At 70.2% G+C, this 18,145-nt stretch carries 17 protein-coding genes and 6 tRNA genes; 8 read left to right on the top strand and 15 right to left on the bottom strand.

All coding sequences use genetic code 11. The features are described 5' to 3' along the window. Positions 1 to 2 precede the first annotated feature (2 nt). The 7 genes from AB0D27_RS31975 to AB0D27_RS31945 all read right to left on the bottom strand — a co-directional run bounded on the left by AB0D27_RS31975 (position 3) and on the right by AB0D27_RS31945 (position 8,960). A complete protein-coding gene (locus tag AB0D27_RS31975; protein WP_362515731.1) occupies positions 3 to 2,738 on the bottom strand; it encodes a Tat pathway signal sequence domain protein in 2,736 nt (911 codons plus the stop codon). Between the two features lie 93 nt (positions 2,739 to 2,831). Then, the gene (locus AB0D27_RS31970) at positions 2,832 to 3,479 is read right to left on the bottom strand and encodes a hypothetical protein (protein WP_362515729.1); all 648 of its coding nucleotides are present in this window, start codon (positions 3,477 to 3,479) and stop codon (positions 2,832 to 2,834) included. A gap of 1 nt (position 3,480) precedes the next feature. Continuing rightward, positions 3,481 to 4,350 carry a carbohydrate ABC transporter permease gene (locus tag AB0D27_RS31965; protein ID WP_362515727.1) on the bottom strand — a complete coding sequence of 290 codons (870 nt, stop codon included), beginning with the start codon at positions 4,348 to 4,350 and terminating at the stop codon, positions 3,481 to 3,483. Beyond that, positions 4,347 to 5,306 carry a sugar ABC transporter permease gene (locus tag AB0D27_RS31960; protein WP_362515726.1) on the bottom strand — a complete coding sequence of 320 codons (960 nt, stop codon included), beginning with the start codon at positions 5,304 to 5,306 and terminating at the stop codon, positions 4,347 to 4,349. Before AB0D27_RS31960 ends, AB0D27_RS31965 begins: the two co-directional genes overlap by 4 nt. Positions 5,307 to 5,317: 11 nt before the next feature. Further along, positions 5,318 to 6,607 (bottom strand): extracellular solute-binding protein, encoded by a 1,290-nt coding sequence (locus AB0D27_RS31955; RefSeq protein ID WP_362515724.1) that lies wholly within the window; start codon positions 6,605 to 6,607, stop codon positions 5,318 to 5,320. A 1,765-nt stretch (positions 6,608 to 8,372) separates the two neighbouring features. Then, positions 8,373 to 8,444, bottom strand: a tRNA-Val gene (locus tag AB0D27_RS31950). Between the two features lie 81 nt (positions 8,445 to 8,525). Then, positions 8,526 to 8,960, bottom strand: a complete 435-nt coding sequence (locus tag AB0D27_RS31945) for a TIGR02611 family protein (RefSeq protein WP_362515722.1) — start codon at positions 8,958 to 8,960, stop codon at positions 8,526 to 8,528. Positions 8,961 to 9,151: 191 nt separating this feature from the next. Here AB0D27_RS31945 and AB0D27_RS31940 point away from each other — a divergent pair, with 191 nt between their 5' ends. Both AB0D27_RS31940 and AB0D27_RS31935 read left to right on the top strand, forming a co-directional pair. Further along, positions 9,152 to 9,565, top strand: coding sequence for an SsgA family sporulation/cell division regulator (locus AB0D27_RS31940; protein ID WP_003959770.1), 414 nt, complete (start codon positions 9,152 to 9,154; stop codon positions 9,563 to 9,565). Positions 9,566 to 10,078: 513 nt separating this feature from the next. Further along, a complete protein-coding gene (locus tag AB0D27_RS31935) occupies positions 10,079 to 10,636 on the top strand; it encodes a CGNR zinc finger domain-containing protein (protein WP_362515720.1) in 558 nt (185 codons plus the stop codon). A 62-nt stretch (positions 10,637 to 10,698) separates the two neighbouring features. Here the strand turns inward: AB0D27_RS31935 and AB0D27_RS31930 are convergent, their stop codons facing one another. Next, a complete protein-coding gene (locus AB0D27_RS31930; protein ID WP_362515718.1) occupies positions 10,699 to 10,851 on the bottom strand; it encodes a hypothetical protein in 153 nt (50 codons plus the stop codon). A 156-nt stretch (positions 10,852 to 11,007) separates the two neighbouring features. Continuing rightward, positions 11,008 to 11,454 (bottom strand): hypothetical protein, encoded by a 447-nt coding sequence (locus tag AB0D27_RS31925; RefSeq protein ID WP_362515716.1) that lies wholly within the window; start codon positions 11,452 to 11,454, stop codon positions 11,008 to 11,010. 335 nt (positions 11,455 to 11,789) lie between these two features. Here AB0D27_RS31925 and AB0D27_RS31920 point away from each other — a divergent pair, with 335 nt between their 5' ends. Next, a complete protein-coding gene (locus AB0D27_RS31920; RefSeq protein ID WP_362515714.1) occupies positions 11,790 to 12,311 on the top strand; it encodes a DsbA family protein in 522 nt (173 codons plus the stop codon). A 29-nt stretch (positions 12,312 to 12,340) separates the two neighbouring features. Here the strand turns inward: AB0D27_RS31920 and AB0D27_RS31915 are convergent, their stop codons facing one another. The 3 genes from AB0D27_RS31915 to AB0D27_RS31905 all read right to left on the bottom strand — a co-directional run bounded on the left by AB0D27_RS31915 (position 12,341) and on the right by AB0D27_RS31905 (position 15,109). Next, positions 12,341 to 13,165 (bottom strand): GNAT family N-acetyltransferase, encoded by an 825-nt coding sequence (locus tag AB0D27_RS31915; protein WP_362515713.1) that lies wholly within the window; start codon positions 13,163 to 13,165, stop codon positions 12,341 to 12,343. Positions 13,166 to 13,247: 82 nt separating this feature from the next. Next, positions 13,248 to 14,069, bottom strand: a complete 822-nt coding sequence (locus AB0D27_RS31910) for an aminodeoxychorismate lyase (RefSeq protein WP_362515711.1) — start codon at positions 14,067 to 14,069, stop codon at positions 13,248 to 13,250. Continuing rightward, positions 14,066 to 15,109: a chorismate-binding protein gene (locus tag AB0D27_RS31905; protein ID WP_362515710.1), complete on the bottom strand. Its 1,044-nt coding sequence runs from the start codon at positions 15,107 to 15,109 to the stop codon at positions 14,066 to 14,068. Before AB0D27_RS31905 ends, AB0D27_RS31910 begins: the two co-directional genes overlap by 4 nt. 180 nt (positions 15,110 to 15,289) lie before the next feature. Here AB0D27_RS31905 and AB0D27_RS31900 point away from each other — a divergent pair. From AB0D27_RS31900 to AB0D27_RS31880, 5 genes are all read left to right on the top strand, one after another. Next, a tRNA-Gly gene (locus AB0D27_RS31900) sits at positions 15,290 to 15,362 on the top strand. Positions 15,363 to 15,401: 39 nt separating this feature from the next. Then, positions 15,402 to 15,475, top strand: a tRNA-Cys gene (locus AB0D27_RS31895). A gap of 1 nt (position 15,476) precedes the next feature. Continuing rightward, a tRNA-Val gene (locus AB0D27_RS31890) sits at positions 15,477 to 15,548 on the top strand. A 36-nt stretch (positions 15,549 to 15,584) separates the two neighbouring features. Beyond that, positions 15,585 to 15,656, top strand: a tRNA-Val gene (locus tag AB0D27_RS31885). A 28-nt stretch (positions 15,657 to 15,684) separates the two neighbouring features. Continuing rightward, positions 15,685 to 15,759 (top strand) — tRNA-Val (locus AB0D27_RS31880). A 110-nt stretch (positions 15,760 to 15,869) separates the two neighbouring features. Here the strand turns inward: AB0D27_RS31880 and AB0D27_RS31875 are convergent. The 3 genes from AB0D27_RS31875 to AB0D27_RS31865 all read right to left on the bottom strand — a co-directional run bounded on the left by AB0D27_RS31875 (position 15,870) and on the right by AB0D27_RS31865 (position 18,049). Continuing rightward, entirely contained in the window at positions 15,870 to 16,169 is a 300-nt protein-coding gene (locus AB0D27_RS31875; RefSeq protein ID WP_362515708.1) for a zf-TFIIB domain-containing protein, read from the bottom strand. A gap of 74 nt (positions 16,170 to 16,243) precedes the next feature. Then, positions 16,244 to 17,188, bottom strand: a complete 945-nt coding sequence (locus AB0D27_RS31870; RefSeq protein WP_362515707.1) for a phosphotransferase — start codon at positions 17,186 to 17,188, stop codon at positions 16,244 to 16,246. A gap of 651 nt (positions 17,189 to 17,839) precedes the next feature. Then, positions 17,840 to 18,049 carry a hypothetical protein gene (locus tag AB0D27_RS31865; protein ID WP_362515705.1) on the bottom strand — a complete coding sequence of 70 codons (210 nt, stop codon included), beginning with the start codon at positions 18,047 to 18,049 and terminating at the stop codon, positions 17,840 to 17,842. Between the last annotated feature and the right edge of the window lie 96 nt (positions 18,050 to 18,145).

The raw sequence follows: 18,145 nt of genomic DNA, 5'->3' as shown, positions 1-18,145 counted from the left end.
TCTTACGGCATCTTGTCGCCGAGCAGCGCGAGGTTCTCGATGGCGGCGAGTCCGTACAGGGCCGTGTCGTTCGTGTAGACCCAGTTGGCCTCGCTGCCCGGCACCAGCGTGACGGGGCCGCTCAGCTTCTCCGTCTTCCAGGGCGAGGACTCCGTGTATCCGTCGGAGCTGTAGAACTTCGTCCACGCGCGCGTGGCGAGCTTCGCGTCGCCGGTCTGTACGGCGGCGTACGCGTCGAGGCGCGAATGGCCCTGGAAGAGCAGCAGGGTCCCGAAGTTGGAGCCGTAACGGGCGGCCTGCTCGGTTTTGGTGGCGTTGAAGTAACGGCAGTAGTCGAGGTATGCCTCCTTGAAGTTGGGCATGTCGACCAGGTCGATGAGTTCGGCGCACAGTTCGCCCAGGCCGAAGACCGCGGAGAGGTGCGAGACGCCGACCACGGGTGTCGCGGCGATCGCGAACTTGCCGGTGTCGAGGTCGTACAGGCCGCTGCCCTGCACGAATCCGTTCGGCTGCGCGGCGATCGTCTCCATCGTCGACAGCACGCGCGCCTTGGCCTTCTCCCACTTCGGACCCTTGCGCTCCCACTCGGTCAGCCACGCCGACACGAGCCCGCTCCAGTCCGTACCGAAGCCCACCGACAGCGCGTGCCGGTCGGGCGTGTACGGCTCGGTGCGGATCTTGCGGATCGGGTCGAGGACCAGGAAGGTCTCGTCGGAGTCCACGTTGGCGTGCATGAGATCGCCGACACGTTCGTCGGCGGTGAGGAAGTAGTAGTAGCGGCGGTACGTGGTGTTGGCGATGCGCTGCTGCTTGGCGCTGTCGCCGAAGTGCTGCACGCCGTGCCGGGTGCCGAGGCCCGCCCACTGGCCGAGGTGATAGACGTCGACCTCGCCGGTGTGCCGGGTCATCGCCTCGGCGAAGCGGAAGATGTCCGCGCGGCCCGAGCGGAGGTACGCGAACCAGAGCCAGAGGTCGGGTGACAGCTCGGAGTTGTCCCAGGCGTAGCCGCCGACGTCGTAGCGCCACTGGTGCCTGACCGGGTCGTAGGAGTGCATGATGTCGCCGTAGTCCCAGAAGCCGTACCAACGACGCATCTCCACCTGGTCCTTGTAATAGGTGAAGAGGAAGTCGAGGTGGTCCTCGATCTTCGCCTTGGCGGGCGTCGAGCGGTCGGGCTCGGAGTAGAGGCCCGGGCCGAGGACCTTCGCCTTGATGAGCTGCCTGGGCGGGGCGGCCAGCTGCGGCAACACCCGTACGGCTGCGACCTGTTCGGCGAGCTTCTCGGGGGTGGGCGTCGACTCGTTGGCCCAGAAGAGGAGTTCGGAGGTGCGTGCGATGCCGTACGGGGTGCCGAATCCCGGTTCGTAGTCCTCGTAGGTGATGTTGAGGCCTTCGAGCTGTTCGGCGTAGGTGTCCTGGCCCATGCCGTCGTGATAGAAGCGCAGGTCCATGGGCTGCGCCTCGGGCGACCACAGCCAGAGGGTGACCTCGGCCTCGTCGGTGTGCGCGTCGCGGATGTCGAGCTGCGCCGGGAACTTCTCCCAGAAGTCACGGAGGCCGAAGGAGAACCCGCCGCTCGGCCCGCCGACGTACCCGAAGCCCGACGCGCGCTGCCCGCCGCCGGCGCCGATCCAGCCGTACCCCTTCTTCGTGCGCTTGCGCAGCGTGAAGCCGTCGGCGGAGAGCTGGGCGAGGGTGTAGTCGCCCCACTCGGGGATGTACTGCAGCCGCGTCGTCACCCGCTGGTCCCAGGTGGACGGATCGGGCAGCTTCTCCCCCGCGAACTGCGCCGCCTGTACGGCCGCTCCCGGGTCGCGGCGCAGTCCGGTGACGCCCTTGACGGCTTCCCGCAGCAGACCGGTGCCGTCGCCGCCGATACGGATGTGCCGGTCGTACGAGGCGTCGCGCATCGGCACGGTGAAGCGCACGCCGAGACCGCGGATGAAGTCGCCGCTCGCCTTGCCCGGCTCCTGCTTCCCGTCGAACGTGATCGTGTGCACCATGCGGAAGGAGTCGGCGCCCGCGTAGAAGTACAGCCGGATCGAGAAGGGCAGCCAGCTCCGGTCGCCCTTGCGGTGCTTGCCGTCGATGCGGACGACGGCACGTACCGGGCCGTCCTGCTCGACCTCCACCTCGGAGATCGCGCTCTCGAACCGCTCGGACTTCTCGGCTCCCTGGTCCTCGTCCTCGATCTCCGGCTGGCGGATGAGGACCAGCCGGCCGTTCTTGGCGATCTCGGTCGAGCCGCGCTTCACGGACTTGACCAGCGTCGAGCCACTCTTGCCGATCTTCGCGGTGATGATTCCGGTCGATATGTCGATGGTGCCGCCGCTCTTGTCGACGGTGACCTTCTTGTCGGGCGTGGTGGGTTCCCCGGCGGTGAGCGTGAGCTTGCCCGCGTCCGAACTCACCGCGTGCGCGGTCCACTTGAGGGAGCCGTCCGGCCAGTAGGCGATCGGCCAGGACTGCACGGGCACGGCCTTGCCGTCGGCGTCCGTGAGCGCGAAGGTCTGATCCTCCTGGTACGCGCCCTTCGGCCAGGGCACGCCGACCGTGGAGCCGGGGGCGGCGCCGAGGCCGCCGTCCTCCAGCCAGTCCAGGGTCACCGGGTCCGCGTCGGCGGACCCGGTTCTGGGTGCGGCCTGCGCGTTCGTGGAGCCCAGTGCCCAGCTGAACTGCGCTGCGGCGCCGGCGACGGCGGCCGCCTTGAGAAGGGACCTGCGGGGGATGGGGGACATGGCCTTTCCTTTCCGTGCGGGGAGGTCAGGGGCATGACAGAAGAAGGGGCGACGCCAGGGGCGCCGACCTTGCGTACGGTCTTCAGGGCGGGGTCAGCGGCGCCGGTACCGCTCCTCCACGGCGACGGCCGCCGCGGCGACGGCTCCCAGGACGGGCACCGCCAGCGGCGCGATGAGCCACGCGGAGGAGGTCACCACGGCCAGTCCGCCGACGAGCAGGAAGGACCCCGCGGGGTCGAGAACGGTCCGGCGCCCGGCCTCCGCGAGGAGCTCGCGCCACGCGGAGCCCGGCTCCCAGGCAGCGGCGGCACGCAGTCCGGCGACGGCCCCTGCGATCAGGGCGAAGAGTCCGACGGCCCCGACGAGCGGGCCCCCTGGGATCCCGGCGCGCACGGCCTGGACGTCCACCCAGACGGCGATCGCCACGGCCCATCCGGCGAGCCCGACGATCCAGCCGCCCCTGACGGCCGCCCGGAAGTCGGCGACGAACTCCCGCGAGCCGCCCGCCTCGTGGGCCGTACGCCGCCGCAGATGCCGCGCGCCCGCGGCGAACGCGGCGGGGTAGGTGACCAGCGGCAGCGAGGCCAGCGCGATCCACACGCCGGTGAGCAGGCACTCGGCGAACACGGCGAACCGCTCGGCGAAGACCGATTCCCGGGGTGCCCGGGGTGCCTTCGCTCTCGCCTTCGTTCTCGCCTTCGCTGTCGCGTTCGCTTTCGCCGGCGGCTGGGTGGTGGCCATGTCAGCCCTTCAATCCGGATGTCGCCATGCCGTCGATCAGATACCGCTGGAAGGCGAGGAAGAAGAGGAGCACCGGCAGCAGCGCGACCAGCGACATCGCGATCATGCCGCCGTAGTTGGCGACTCCCTCCTGGTCGCGGAACATCATCATGCCGAGCGAGACCGTGTACTTGCTGGGCTCGTTGAGGTAGATCAGCGGGCCCATGAAGTCGTTCCAGGCGTTGATGAAGGTGAAGATCGCGCTGGTGATGAGGGCCGGGCGGCACAGCGGCAGCACGATCGACCAGTAGATCCGCAGATGCCCGCAGCCGTCGAGGCGGGCCGCCTCGTCCAGCTCCCGGGGCAGGTTGCGCATGAACTGCACCATGAGGAAGACGAAGAACGCCTCGGTCGCCAGGTACTTGCCGATCAGCAGCGGTACGTAGGTGTTGACCAGCTCCATCTTCTGGAACATCACGTACTGCGGAATGAGCAGTACGTGATACGGCAGCAGGAGCGTGCCGATCATCAGCGAGAACAGCAGGTTCCGGCCGGCGAACCGGATCTTGGCGAAGGCGTACGCCGTCAGCGAGCAGGAGATGAGGATGCCGACGACGGAGCCGAGCGCGTAGAAGAGGGAGTTCTGGAAGAAGGTGGCGATCGAGATGTCCGCGATGCCGTCCGCGAGCCCCTTGAAGTTGGCGAGGATCGGGCTGGTCGGGAACAGGTCCAGGCTGCCGATGATCTCGCGGCTGGGCTTGAAGGAGGCTCCGAGGACCCAGATGACGGGGTAGAGGACGACGGCCAGAACTGCCAGGGCGCCGAGGTGCCAGGCGAGGGAGCCGGTGCGCTTTCGGCCGAGGGCCATCGGCTTGCTGGTGGTGGCGCTCATCGGGCGTCCTCCTCGTAGTGCACCCACCGCTTCTGCGACCAGAAGAGGACGGCCGTCACCAGTGCGACAGCGAGCAGCAGCATCCAGGCCATCGCGGACGCGAAGCCCATCTGGGACTCCTTGAATCCCTTCTGGTACAGGTAACAGGTGTAGACGAGCGTGGCGTCGGCCGGTCCGCAGGTGGCGTTGGAGACCACGTACGCCGAGCCGAAGATCTGGAAGGAGTGGATGGTCTCCAGGAGCACGTTGAAGAAGAGCACCGGCGAGATCATCGGCAGCGTGATGCTCCAGAACCTCCGGAAGGGTCCCGCGCCGTCCACCTCGGCGGCCTCGTACAACTCCCTCGGCACCTGCTTGAGACCGGCGAGGAAGATCACCATGGGCGCGCCGAACTGCCAGACGGTGAGCGCGACCAGGCTGTAGAGCACCCAGTTCGGGTCACCGACCCAGCCGCCCGTGTGGAAGCCGAGGAACGACTGCGTACGGTCAACTACGGCGTCGTCGGAGAACAGCGCCCGCCATACGAAGCCGACGGAGACGCTCGCACCGATCAGCGACGGGGCGTAGAAGGCGGCCCGGTAGAAGGCCTGGCCGCGGCGGCTCTGCGCGAGCAGCAGTGCGACCCCGAGCGCGAGCAGCAGCTTGAGCGGCGTACCGATGATGACGTACTTGGCCGTCACCTCCACCGACTTCTGCCACCGGGGGTCGTCGAACATCTTGGTGAAGTTGTCGAAGCCGATCCACTTCGGTGAATTGAAGAGGTTGTAGTCGGTGAAGGCGAAGTAGAGCGAGGCGACCATCGGGCCCGCGGTGAGCAGCAGGAAGCCCGCGATCCACGGGGACATGAAGAGATAGCCGGCGAGATTCTCCCGGCGACCCCGCCGCATTCGGGCGGCGGGGGCCTCGGGGCGTATCTGCGGAGCGTCGGGCGGAGACGAGTCCTTGACGAGCGTCACGGCGGTTCCCATCAGGCGGCGAGGGCGGTCTTCGCCTCGGAGAAGAACTGCTTCACCGCGTCGGAGACCTTGGTGGTGCCCTGCGACATGTCACCGCCGATGCGCAGGAAGGCGGCCTCGACGGTGTCGGCGCCGGCCGGGTGGGGGGTGATGGTGCCGAGCACTCCGGCCGCGGCGACATCCGTCTCGTACTTCGCGATCGCCTTGTTGGGCGCGTCGGTCGGCTTGTACGCGTCGAACTGCTCGGTGGTGGCGAGGATGCCGCGGTCGTAGCCCATGATCTTGCCGACCTCGGGGTCGTGGACCATGAAGTCGATGAACTGGGCGACCTCCTTGGGGTGCTTGGTACGCGCGGAGGCGCTCAGCATCAGTGAGGCGAGGTACTGGCCGGTCTGCTTGCCGTCGGTCGTCGGGATCGGCGCGAGGCCGTAGCTGCTGTCGCCCTCCGCCGTGTAACGGACCGTGAAGTTGTCCCAGGTGAACTCGGAGGCGGCGTGACCCGCGGAGAGCGAGGACTTCGGCTTGTCCTGCTCGACCCGCTTGGGATCAGTGATGATGCCGGCCTTGACGCGGTTGTAGCCGTCGGTCCACCACTCCGTCAGGTCGGCCTCGTCGAAACCGAGTCCGTCCTTGGTGAAGAACGCCTTTCCGTTCTGCCGGAGGTAGAGGTCGTACAGGTACATGATGCTGAAGTAGCCGGTGTCGCCGGCCACCTTCTGGGTGTCGTGGATCTTCTTGAGTGCGGCGAAGTACTCGTCCCAGGTCCAGCCCTGCCTGGGCGTGATGCCCGCCTTCTCAAACACCTTCTCGTCGATGACAAGTGACATGGTGTTGGATCCGACCGGGATACCGAGCTGCTTTCCGTCGACCTGGCCGACCTTCTCCACTCCGGCTCGGAAGTTTTCCAGGCTGAGATTTCCGGCGTCTATCTGCGACTTGAGGTCGAGCAGCACGCCTCTCTTGTCGTACTTCCGAAGAAATCCGACGGCGTTCTGGAATACGTCCGGCGGATTACCGCCGGCGGCCTGGGTCTGGAACTTCTCCCAAAAGGCCACGTAATCCTGGAAGTCGGTCTTCACCTTGATCTTCGGGTACTTCTTCTCGAAGAGCGCGATGGACTGGTTGATCCGCTTCGCCCGCTCGTCGGCACCCCACCAGGCGTAACGGATCGTCACCGTGCCGTCCCCGGAACTGCCGCTGCCCCCGCCGCAGCCCGTCGTCGCGGCCAGCCCCAGTGTGGCCAGCGAAGCTCCGGCCGCCTTGAGGACCGTCCGCCTCTCAACACTCCCGTTGTTCCCCACAGTCGGGCCTCCCCGCACGTCGTCGCCGCCTGCATGAATCGTTTCAAGTAAGCGCTTGCTGGCACAAGGTACGGAGGGGTTTCGCGCGCGTCAATGATTCGGACAGGAATTGATGGCATGCGGTGCGCCTGCGCGACGGCGAGAACGACGACACGGCTCGTCCGCGCTTGCGGGACTGCGCAGGTCGGGCGTGTGCGGCCGACCCACCGAACGCGATTCGGTGGCTCGGGTGAGTGGGGGGGCGGGGCTGAAAATCTACTGTGATGGGGAGGTTGGGGGCGGCTGGGCGAGGGGTGGGGGGAACTCAGCGTGAGGGGGGGCCGGGGGCGACGGCTGCTGGCAGGGGCGGGGTGTGGGGGGCGACGGCTGCCGGCAGGGGCGGGGCATCGGGGGGCTTTGGCTAGGGCGGGTGGCGGGGGCGCGACCGGGTCGGCGTCAGCGGGAGATTGGGGGTGCGAGGGAGTCGGGTGGGCGGGTGGCGGGGGCTCGCGGAACTCCGCGCCAGCAGGGGCTCGGGGTTGCGAAGGGGCCGCCTGGACAGGCGGCGGGACCCGCGCGAAGGGGCCGCTCGGGGAGGCGGCGGGGACCCGCGCGAAGGGCCCGGCGCCAACGGGAGCTCAGGGTTGCCAGGGACCTGCCCGGGCAAGTGGCGAGGACCCGCGAAAGGCTCCGCGCCAGCACGAGCTCGAGGTCGCCAGGGACCCGCCCGGGCAGGCGGCGGGGGCCCGCGAATGGCTCCGCGCCAGCACGAGCTCGAGGTTGCGAAGGAGCCGGTCGGGCAGGTAGCCGGGGCCGCTAAGTGCTGGGCGCCAGCATGAGCTCGGGATGGCTGAGGACCCACTCGGGCAGGCAGCACGGCCCGCGAAACGCTCCGCGCCAGCACGAGCTCGAGGTTGGCAGGGACCCGCCCGGGCAGGTGGCCGAGGCTGCTAAGTGCTGGGCACCAGCCGTGGCTTGGAGGCATCAAAGCCGGCGTCCCGGCGCCAGGAAGGCCCAGCCCGCTTATGGAGAAGGTAGGGCGGGCAAGGAAGGCTCCCGCTCGTGCGGGAGGCGAGCACCGGGAAGGGCTTCACACACGCGGAGGCCAGGCGCCGCGAGGGCGCTTCTACTCAAGTAAAGCCCTGGTAGCGCGATCGGCTCGACCCACGGGCCTCGGCGTCGCGAAGGCGGTCCCACGCTCGACTCAGGGCCGTACATAGCCGTACATACACCGCAGGGGTCTTGACGAAAAATGCGTGCTCGAGGCAGATGCCCCGCGTCCGGTGTGCCTGGATCGATACACGTCAGCGGACCAGCAGGCGCGCGCCAACGGAGGGCCCGGCGTCGCGCAGCCCCCATCGACTCGGAGACCAAGTCATACCGCCGACTTCAGCACCCACCGACAGCCCACCGAACTCTGCGCCAGCCCCGGCAACAGCCCACTGACCTCGGCGCCATCCCGGCATCAGCCGCCGGATTCCGCACCCGCCCGGCATCAGTCCACCAGTTCCCGCGCCCGCCCGGCACCGCGCCCTCGGCTTCGGCGTCTCGGCGACGCCCCCTGGCACCGCCTTCCCCAGCGACCCGGGGATCCCTCGACTCCCCGGCGAGGCCAACATCGGCGCTCCAACCGGATCGACACCCCGCCCCAAGCGGGAGAACTCCCGCGGGCTCCCCCAAGCAACGCCGACGCCGGGCTCCCTCACCCCGCCCCGGCGGCCCCGCCGAAATGACAAAAGCGACCCTGGTCCACGCATTCCGTGGACCAGGGTCGCCATCCTGCTTGTGGGCGATACTGGGATCGAACCAGTGACCTCTTCGGTGTGAACGAAGCGCTCTCCCGCTGAGCTAATCGCCCGGGCGCAGGGAGAACATTACCCCATGTCAGCGCGTCGCTTCGACCAGCGGAGGAGGCTCGGGGCAGCGCCGAGCGGGCCCGTCACTCCTTGATGTTCCAGGGCATCGCGAAGCCGAACTTCCAGACGTAGACGGCGACGAGGGCGGCGACGATCACGAGACCCACGGTCGTGAGGATGATGTTGCGGCGCCGCACCTTGGGGTCGAGCGCCCACTGCGTCGCCTCCGTGACCTTGCGCTTCGTCCAGCGGAGCACCAACTGCGCCCAGACGAACTCGGTCGCCCAGATCGCCATGCCGCCGAAGATCACCAACCAGCCGGGCCCCGGCAGCGGAAGCATGATCACGCCCGCGCCGACCACCGCGAGCCCCACGACGAAAACGCCCACCTGCCAGCTCACGTGCAGCGCGCGACGCGCCTTGATGAATTCCGGCGCCCGCGAACCGAGCCCTCGCTCGGACTTCGCCCCGTCATCAGCCATGGCGACCTCGCCCGGCTCGTCACTCCCCGTATTCATGCGGTCAGACCCTACCCGAGAGAAACCAGTCACCGGAATGGCCCTATCCGGCGAACGGTCTCTCGGCCGGATGAGTTACGTAAAGGCACGCAAAACACTCAGAGGGGTTTACAACGGCACCGTAGGTGGCATGTCGATTTCGCCGACGTGCGAATCCCCGAGCGCACACTGAGCGAAAGGCCCTGGCGCTTATGAACACCACGGTCAGCTGCGAGCTGCACCTGCGCCTCGTTGTGTCGAGCGAGTCCTCACTGCCTGTTCCCGCAGGACTGCGGTATGACACGGCCGATCCCTACGCCGTGCACGCCACCTTCCACACCGGAGCCGAGGAAACCGTCGAGTGGGTGTTCGCCCGCGACCTCCTCGCCGAGGGCCTGCACCGGCCCACCGGTACCGGCGACGTCCGAGTCTGGCCGTCCCGGAGTCATGGCCAGGGCGTCGTATGCATCGCCCTGAGCTCCCCGGAAGGGGAGGCCCTGCTGGAAGCCCCGGCGCGGGCCCTGGAGTCGTTCCTGAAGCGAACGGACGCCGCCGTGCCTCCGGGCACGGAACACCGGCATTTCGATCTCGACACGGAGCTCTCACACATCCTGGCCGAGAGCTAGCGAGGCACCACAGAGCCGCCCGGCGCCGTCCACTCGGGGAGACGGCTCGGGCCTAGACAACCGCATAGGGCACGTACCGGCGCCGTCGCCGCGGAAGGTCCGCGGAGGCGGCGCCGGTACGCGCGCGCCCGCGCCCCCTTCCCAGCCGCCGTCCGGAGGCCCGTCACCCTGTCACTGACCCCCGCACCCCTCTCCCCCAGCCGCTGACCGCACCCTCCCCCGGCCGCCGGCCGACACCCCGCCCATAGCCGCAGTCACGCACCCCCGCCCGACCACTGACCCACATCTCGCCCGACACCGCAGGCACGCACCCCGCCACTGACCCACACCCCACCCCAAGCCGCGGGCCCCGCACCCGCTCCCACGGCCCCGGACCTTCCTCCCACTCCCGGCCCCGGCCCTGTTCCCACTCCACGTCCGCCACCCGCGCCCGCTCCCCCGGGCCGGGAAGCCACTACCATCGGCCAGCATCGGGCGGGCGCCCGCCCGACCCCCAGGCCAGGGAGCGAACACGTGCTGATCACCCACGACACCCGGTGCGCCCTCGACGCCGTGGTGGATCTGGTGAACACCGCGCCGGAGGACCAGACGACGGACGGGCTCGCGGATGTCGCGTCCCTCGCCGATTTCGTACGAAAGCACGAGATCAGTGACGTCGGGGTGCTCTCGGAGCACGATCTCGCGGCCGTGCGCAAGATCCGCGACCGGTTCGCCGGGATCTTCGCCGCCGAGGACCCGCGGACCGCCGCGGCGCTCATCAACGAGCTGGTCGCGGCGGCGGGCACCACGCCCCGACTGACGGATCACGACGGCTACGACTGGCATGTGCACTACTTCGCGCCGGGCGCCTCGATCTCCGACCATCTAGCGGCCGACTGCGGCATGGCGCTGGCCTTCTTCGTGGTCGCCGGGGAGCAGGAGCGGCTGCGACGCTGCGAGGCCCCGGACTGCCGACGGGCCTTCGTCGATCTCTCCCGCAACCGCTCCCGCCGCTACTGCGACAGCCGCACCTGCGGAAACCGGCTCCATGTGGCCGCCTATCGGGCGCGCCGCAAGGAAGCGGCGAGCTGAGGCGCGGAGGGGGTGGACTGACGGAGCCCTCGGCGGGTGACGCCAGGGGCTCCGTGTACGGCTCAGAGCAGCAGCAGGTCGTGCAGCGAAGCCATGAGCAGCAGACAGCCAATCACCGCAAGGAAGATCATCAGCGGCGGCTGGGAGAGCGCGAAGAGACAACCGCGCCGCTCCGCGGGCGGGGCGGCGGTGTCGCTCTGTGTTGTGTCCAGCATCTCGCGGGCGATGATGGCGCAGCCGAGGGCTCCCGTGCGATCAACACGCCCGGAACATATGGGAGTTCGCCGGATCATGTGAGACGCGCGCTCAAACGTGATCACTTCCGCGCGCTCCGGGGAGCCTCCCGTGCGGCCTTGTGTCGTTTCAGCCGGTCATATGCCGTGCTTCTTCAGGATGGCCTCGATGTCGCTGAAGTCGTCCGAGGAGCTTGAGCCCCGGGGCGTCGCCGCGGGACGGGCTGCCGGTCGGGACCCCGGGCCCAGCGAGGGCGCCGAGGCCGCGGGGGCCACCGCCTCACGCCCAGCGGCGGCCTTGGCCGCCTTGCGCTCCTTGCGGGTCCCGCCGCCGCGCCGCTCCACGGCCCGTGTGGTCATGAACAGCAGCCAGGCACCGCCGAGCACGACGAAGCCGGCCCAGGCGGTCGGGCTGAACGCGGTGTCGGCCAGCCAGCCGACGACCCCGGTCATCACCAGGCCCACCGGCACCAGCGAGTAGGCGGCGATGCGGGCGGCAGCCAGGAAGCGCTTGCGGTAGGCCGTGACCGCGGCAATGCCCAGGCCGGCCGCGGAGACGGCGGAACAGACGGTCTCGGCAATCATCCGGTCCTCCAGGCAGGGGCGCGGTCGGGCAGGGGCGGTTCGTCCCTTCCATCCTGCACCGCCGGGTGCCCGGTATGCCATGCTCCGGGCGTACCTCAGGGACATCTCCGGGTCGGTGGTCATCCCCAGGTCCCGGTCGGGGCGTGGCCGGGGCGTCCCCGGTCGGGGCGTGGCCGGGGCGTCCCCGGTCGGGGCGTGGCCAGGGCGTCCCCGGTCGGGGCGTGGCCAGGGCGTCCCCGGTCGGGGCGTGGCCAGGGCGTCCCCGGTCGGGGCGTGGCCAGGGCGTCCCCGGTCCCGGTTGGGCCGCTGCCGCCCGGGCTGGGAGACTGGTCTCCATGAACGACTCCTCCTCCGCGCGCCCGGCCGCCGCCGTCCTGGACGTCTGGTGCGAACTGCAGTGTCCCGACTGCCGCGGCGCCCTCGCCGACCTGCGCGCGTTGCGCGCCCGCTACGGCGACCGTCTGGAGCTGCGGCTGCGGCACTTCCCCCTGGAGAAGCACAAGCACGCGTTCGCCGCGGCGCAGGCCGCCGAGGAGGCCGCGGAGCAGGGGAAGTCCTGGCCGTACGTCGAGGCGGTGCTCGGCCGCGTCGAGGAGCTGGACCGTGGGGGAGAACCCTTCCTGGTCGAGGTCGCCCGTGAACTCGGTCTGGACGCGGAGGAGTTCGACACGGCCCTGATCGACGGCCGGCACATCCTGATCGTCGACGCCGACCAGGCCGAGGGCAAGGCCATCGGCGTGACCGGCACTCCGACGTACGTCATCGGCGGCGAACGTCTCGACGGCGGCAAGAGCCAGGAGGGCCTGCGCGAGCGCGTCGAGGAGATCGCCGACCGGCTCCTGGCCGAGCAGGGCTGACACCCGCACCGGGCCTGCCAACCGGCGGCCTACAGCAGGTCTTTGTAGAGGTGGTGTGCCGTCGTCTCGTAGCCGAGTGACTCGTAGAGCCGCTCGGCCGGGGTGTTGCCCGCGAAGACGTTGAGACCGATGCGGCTCTGCCCCGCGGCCACCGCCCGGGCTTCGGCCAGCAGCATGAGCGTACGGCCGTGGCCCCGGCCGCGCTGGGCGGCGTAGACCTCGACGTTGTAGACGAAGGCGGTTCCCTCGCGCCGCCCGAGCCAGAGGTCGCCGACCGGGGTTCCTTCGTGTTCCAGGACGGTGAAGAGCATGTCCTCGGTGGCCAAGCCCCGCGGCAGCAACTGGTCGTGGTCCCGCGCCGACTTGGCGTAAGCCTCCGCCTGCGGCACGCCGCGCCGGATCCAGTCCTGGGCGAACTCTTCCCGGCCGTGCCGGTTCCAGCCCTCGTACTCGTCCCGCGTCATGGGGCGGCCGACGCTCCCGTCGGGCAGCTCGGGCGGGGCGGTGCCGAGTGCCTTCTCCATCCCGCGGTTGCGGGTGACGTAGCCGAGCGCCTTGGTGAGCCTGAGCCCGGCCTCGGCGCCGCCGGGGACGCTCACCTCGATCCGCTTGCAGCCCCAGCCGCGCGCCACCTCCTCGGCGGCGAGCGCCGCCACTGTGCCCCGGCCGCGCCGGCGGTCCCGCTCCTCGATGCGGAGCTCGTGGATCTTGGCGACCGACGGCCCGAAGTGCGGGTGGGTCGCGAGGTGTATCGCGCCCACGGGACGGCTGTTCACGCACACCTGGTAGTGGCGCGAGCGCGTCCCGTCGGCGGCGTGCTGAAGCGGCTCGGTCGGCCGCAGGGTGGTGGTCATCAGGGCTGTTGTACCCGCTACCGAGCACGAGGTCAGCTGAATTAATTCAGCGGTCCGTTGAATTGGTTCAGCGGTCCGTCGTTCAGGGATCGAGATCGTCCCCGGCCCGCTCGTCGAAGATACGCATCGCCTTGGCGGTCACCGGGCCGGGCGCCCCGGGGACTTCGCGGGCGTCGACGCGGTGCACGGCCTGCACGTCCCGCAGCGTGGAGGTCAGGAAGACCTCGTCCGCACGCTCGAGGACGTCCAGCGGCAGGTCGGTCTCCTTGGCGCCGGTCCACTCGACGGTGAGGGCGCGGGTGATGCCGGCGAGGCAGCCGGAGGCGACCGGCGGGGTGTGGATCTCGCCGTCGAGGACGACGAAGACGTTGGAGCCCGTTCCTTCGCAGAGCTGACCGACCGTGTTGGCGAACAGGGCTTCGGACGCGTCCTGTTCACGGGCGCGTGCCAGGGCGACGACGTTCTCGGCGTACGAGGTGGTCTTCAGGCCCGTCAGAGCGCCGCGCTCGTTGCGGGTCCAGGGGACCGTGACGACGGCTGTGGTGTCGGGGCGACGGGTGGACTCGCCGAGCGCGACGACGAGGGTGGGACCGTGCTCGCCGCGGTCGGAGCCGAGCGGGCCGTGCCCACCTGTGTAGGTGATCCGCAGCCGGCCGAACGGCATCGGGTTGACGTCGAGGACGGCGGCGCAGGCGCGGCGCACCTCGTCGAGGTCGGGCTCGGGCAGGCCGAGGCCGCGCGCCGAGCGGGACAGCCGGTCGAGGTGACGGGTCAGCGCGAACGGCCGACCGTGGACCGCCTTGACGGTCTCGAAGATGCCGTCGCCCACGGTAAGCCCGTGGTCGAAGACGGAGACGCGGGCGGTCTCGATGTCCTGCAGCCCGCCGTCGAGCCAGATCTTCACGTGAACGTCCCTCCACTTGCCTCGTACTCCCCCGACGCTACCGCGAGCAGCCGGGAGGCCTTCAGCTCGGTCTCCCGCCACTCCCCTTCGGGGTCCGAACCCCAGGTGATGCCCGCGCCCGTACCGAACCGCAGGACTCCGTCCTGCCGGTCGATCCAGAAGGTACGGATGCCGACGGCGAGCTCGGCGGTGCCGCGGTCGGCGTCGACCCAGCCGATGCCTCCGCAGTACGGGCCGCGTGGCGCTGTCTCCAGGGCGTCGATGATCCGCAGGGCGCTGGCCTTGGGCGCGCCGGTGACGGAGCCGGGCGGGAAGGCGGCGGCGAGGAGCTCGGGCCAGCCGGCGTCGTCGCGCAGTTCCCCGCGGACGGTGGAGACGAGGTGGACCAGGCCCGGATGCTTCTCGACGACGCACAGGTCGGGCACGCTCACGGTGCCGGTGGCGCAGACCCGGCCGAGGTCGTTGCGGACGAGATCCACGATCATCACGTTCTCGGCGTAGTCCTTGTCCAGGAGGTCGGCCTCGGTGCGCCCGGTGCCCTTGATCGGGCCCGACTCGATGATCCGGCCGTCGCGGCGCAGGAAGAGCTCGGGGGAGGCGGTGGCCGTCTCCACGCCGTGCGCGGGCAGCCGAATCGTTCCTGCATACGGCGCCGGATTGCCGAGTGCCAGCAGGGAGGTCAGCGCGTCCACGTCCGCGTCGGGTGCGATGGGTGCGGAGAGCACCCGGCACAGGTTCGCCTGGTAGACCTCGCCCGCCGCGATGTGCTCGCGGATCCGTCGTACGCCCGCGGTGTACGCGGCGCGGTCGAGGGATGACTTCCAGTCACCGGCCACCGGCCCCCGCCACCTGCCGGCCACCGGCGCGGGAACCGGCTCCTCTCGTACGTCCCGGAAGCGGGCGCAGGTCAGACGGCCCTCGAAGTCGGCCGAGACGGCCCAGAAACCGGTCGAGTCCAGGGCCGCCGGGTCGCTCGTGACATCGAGGAGACCGGTCGCGACGAGGCCACCGAAGCGGGCGAGAGGAGGGAGGTCGAGCACGCAGACGAGTCTAGGGCGCGTGACCTGCGGGTGCCCTGACCATGTCCTTGGGCGGACCCTTGGGCGGGCCCTTGGGCGGACAGACCGCAGCACGCTGCACAAACGCGTTTTTGTACTGGCCCCGGAATCCGCTAGAGTTCAACACGTCGCCGGGACGCGCAAGCGCATCGGAAACGACAAGCGGACGTAGCTCAGTTGGTAGAGCGCAACCTTGCCAAGGTTGAGGTCGCCAGTTCGAACCTGGTCGTCCGCTCGCAGGAAGTGGGGGATCTTCCCGAACCCCTACACTCCTGGTGGAGTGGCCGAGAGGCGAGGCAACGGCCTGCAAAGCCGTCTACACGGGTTCAAATCCCGTCTCCACCTCCAAGGACGATTAGCTCAGCGGGAGAGCGCTTCCCTGACACGGAAGAGGTCACTGGTTCAATCCCAGTATCGTCCACTGGATCTTCCAGCAGCTACGGCAAGATCCGTACCCGCGCGATTAGCTCAGCGGGAGAGCGCTTCCCTGACACGGAAGAGGTCACTGGTTCAATCCCAGTATCGCGCACGCAGCACGCACCACCAGCAGTTCACCTGCGCGATTAGCTCAGCGGGAGAGCGCTTCCCTGACACGGAAGAGGTCACTGGTTCAATCCCAGTATCGCGCACCAGCCGAAGCCCCCGGCCGTCTCGTACGGTCGGGGGCTTCGTCGTATCCGCTGCGTGTCCGTGGGTACGTCGAAGGGGCCCCTCCGCCAAGGAAGAGAGCCCCTTCGGTCGTTCAGGACGAGAAGAGCATGTGGCCGAAGCTCTTGTGGCGCTGGTGGCCGCCGTGGCCGCCGTAGTGACCGCCGTGTCCGCCGTGCTGCGGGGCACCCCAGGCGGGCGCCGGCGCGGACGGGTAGGCCTGCGGTGCGGCCGGGGGCGGCGGTGCGGGCTGCGACCACTGCGACTCCACGCGGGTCAGCGCCTCCAGCTCGCCGTAGTCGAGAAATATCCCGCGGCAGCCGCTGCACTGCTCGATCTGGACACCATTGCGGTTGTACGTGTGCATCGGCGCATGGCACTTCGGACACTGCATGCTCGGCTCAACTCCTCGCCGGTCGGTACTGCTTCCGCCAGGAGGGACTCCGCCCGGCTTCGGTCGGTTGCACCTTACGTCGCGAAACCGCGCGCCAACTCGGGCGGTACGGCACCCATCCGGTCACAGGCGTCGATCACGGCCTGCTGCACCTCGTCCAACGGGCGGCCGGCGGCGGCCGACTTGGCGATGGCCAGGGCCGCGGCCTGCACGGTGAGAGCGCGGGCCGCGACCTCCAGGGCGGGCCAGGGGTCGCCCTCGGCGGGGACGGCGGGGCCGCCGTGGCGCCGGTAGGCGGTCAGGAAACGGAGCCATTCCTCGGTGGGCAGCAGGCCGCAGGCGTACCAGGCGGCCGGGCGGGCCAGATCCCAGGCGGGGACGCCCACACCCAGGTCGTCGACGTCGATGAGGAGCCAGGGACCGGACGGGGCGGGGTGGCGTACGAGCTGGCCGAGGTGCAGGTCTCCGTGGCACAGGGTCGTGGCGTCCGGCATCGGCGCCTCGCCGCGGGCCCAGCGGGGCAGGCCGGCCCAGGCGCGCAGGACCGGGGCGGCGGCCGGGTACGGGCCGGCCGCGTGCAGGCGGGCGATCGCGCGGGCGGCCTTGGCGGGGCCGCGCATCGGCGGGAGGCCGCGCGGCGCGGGGGCTTGGTGCAGACGGGCCAGCAGGGCCGCGGCCGCTTCCCAGGGGGCGGCCTCGGGGTGCTCCGGGTCGACGGGGCTGCCGTACGGCCAGAAGGTCACCAGGCGGCCATGGACGTCCACGGGTGTGGGGGTCAGTGGGAGCAGGAGGGTGCCGGGGAGTTCGGCGGCGACGGCGAGGCGGAGGGACAGCTCGGTGGGGTCCGTACCGGGGGCGTGCGCCTTGGCGACCGTCTCGCCGTGACGGACGACGGTGCCGTCGCCTCGGTCCGCGAGCACCATGTCCTCGGCCCCGCAGGGGCAGGGGTCCGCCGCCGCGGGATGGACCGCTCGGCGCACCTTGGCGGTGAGTGCGGGCAGCAGGGCGTCTGCGGTCACGGGTCCCCTTGGGTGTGTACGACGTTTGGGAGCGAGGGTACGCAGGGACGTGCCGCGGGGGTGAGGGTGTCCGGCGTGCGTGCCGGGAGCCGGCGCCGGGGTTCACGGGGGAGGTGCCGGGGTGGGCGGCGGAGGTGCCGGGGTGGGCGGCGGAGGTGCCGGGACCCGGCGCGGGGTGAGACCACCCGGCGAGGGGTGAACGCCACCCGGTGCGGGGTGAACGCCACCCGGTGCGGGTTAGAGGCACCGGCGCGGGTGCGGGGACCCCGGCATGGGTGCTGGGCTCGGGGCGGGTGCGCTTGCCTGCGTCGGCGGGGTGCCGCTCTCCTTGGGGCGGGTGCCGCTCCAGCGGCACGATTGCCCGCAGCTACGAAGGCATCCCTGGCGCACGGCCACCCGCAGCTACGAAGGGGGTCGCCACCCTCGCGCCACGACTGTCCGCAGTCGCGAAGTGGGTCACCGCCCCTCGCGGCGCCTCTGCCCCGCCGCTGGGGCGGCTCGTCACCGCCCCCGTAGCCTCCGAAAAAGAAAATGCCCGCGCAGCTCCCCAGCTGCGCGGGCATTTTGTGCCGTCCGCCGCACCCCCGTCCCCACGGGGTTTCATGGCCGGATGTCCCCGCCCGGACCGCTCTTCCGGGCCTGGGGCGCCGCTCAGCGCCCCAGCATCACGCCCACGGACGACGCTTGTGTGACCACTGACTCCCAGCCGCCGAAGACGACTACGAGCAGGGCCGCCAGGGGAAGGACCATCGCTGTCGCCACCAACGGGTGGCGTCGACCCGTGCGGCGGGTGCCGAACGCGGCGGTGTACGCCTTGCGTCCCTGCGTGCGGAGCACTGTCCGCGGTGCCGTGTGGGCCATGGTCCCTCTCCTGACCGAGCTTCTGTTGTGTTTTGCAGCGGCGGGTGTCTGACCTCGGGGGACGAGTGCTACACCCGCCGCTTGACCTCAAATCTA

The organism is Streptomyces sp. NPDC048415 (assembly GCF_040651675.1).
In the GTDB taxonomy this organism is placed as follows: domain Bacteria; phylum Actinomycetota; class Actinomycetes; order Streptomycetales; family Streptomycetaceae; genus Streptomyces.
Note: the sequence above shows the minus strand (reverse complement) of the source record. Positions and strands in the feature narration are given on the sequence as shown.

Excerpts from the sequence above, each read along its gene's own strand:
- AB0D27_RS31975 (WP_362515731.1), bottom strand. The coding sequence starts at position 2,738 with ATGTCCCCCATCCCCCGCAGGTCCCTTCTCAAGGCGGCCGCCGTCGCC.
- AB0D27_RS31925 (WP_362515716.1), bottom strand. The coding sequence starts at position 11,454 with ATGATTGCCGAGACCGTCTGTTCCGCCGTCTCCGCGGCCGGCCTGGGC.
- AB0D27_RS31920 (WP_362515714.1), top strand. The coding sequence starts at position 11,790 with ATGAACGACTCCTCCTCCGCGCGCCCGGCCGCCGCCGTCCTGGACGTC.
- AB0D27_RS31930 (WP_362515718.1), bottom strand. The coding sequence starts at position 10,851 with ATGCTGGACACAACACAGAGCGACACCGCCGCCCCGCCCGCGGAGCGG.
- AB0D27_RS31915 (WP_362515713.1), bottom strand. The coding sequence starts at position 13,165 with ATGACCACCACCCTGCGGCCGACCGAGCCGCTTCAGCACGCCGCCGAC.
- AB0D27_RS31965 (WP_362515727.1), bottom strand. The coding sequence starts at position 4,350 with ATGAGCGCCACCACCAGCAAGCCGATGGCCCTCGGCCGAAAGCGCACC.
- AB0D27_RS31945 (WP_362515722.1), bottom strand. The coding sequence starts at position 8,960 with ATGAATACGGGGAGTGACGAGCCGGGCGAGGTCGCCATGGCTGATGAC.
- AB0D27_RS31940 (WP_003959770.1), top strand. The coding sequence starts at position 9,152 with ATGAACACCACGGTCAGCTGCGAGCTGCACCTGCGCCTCGTTGTGTCG.
- AB0D27_RS31875 (WP_362515708.1), bottom strand. The coding sequence starts at position 16,169 with ATGCAGTGTCCGAAGTGCCATGCGCCGATGCACACGTACAACCGCAAT.
- AB0D27_RS31970 (WP_362515729.1), bottom strand. The coding sequence starts at position 3,479 with ATGGCCACCACCCAGCCGCCGGCGAAAGCGAACGCGACAGCGAAGGCG.
- AB0D27_RS31865 (WP_362515705.1), bottom strand. The coding sequence starts at position 18,049 with ATGGCCCACACGGCACCGCGGACAGTGCTCCGCACGCAGGGACGCAAG.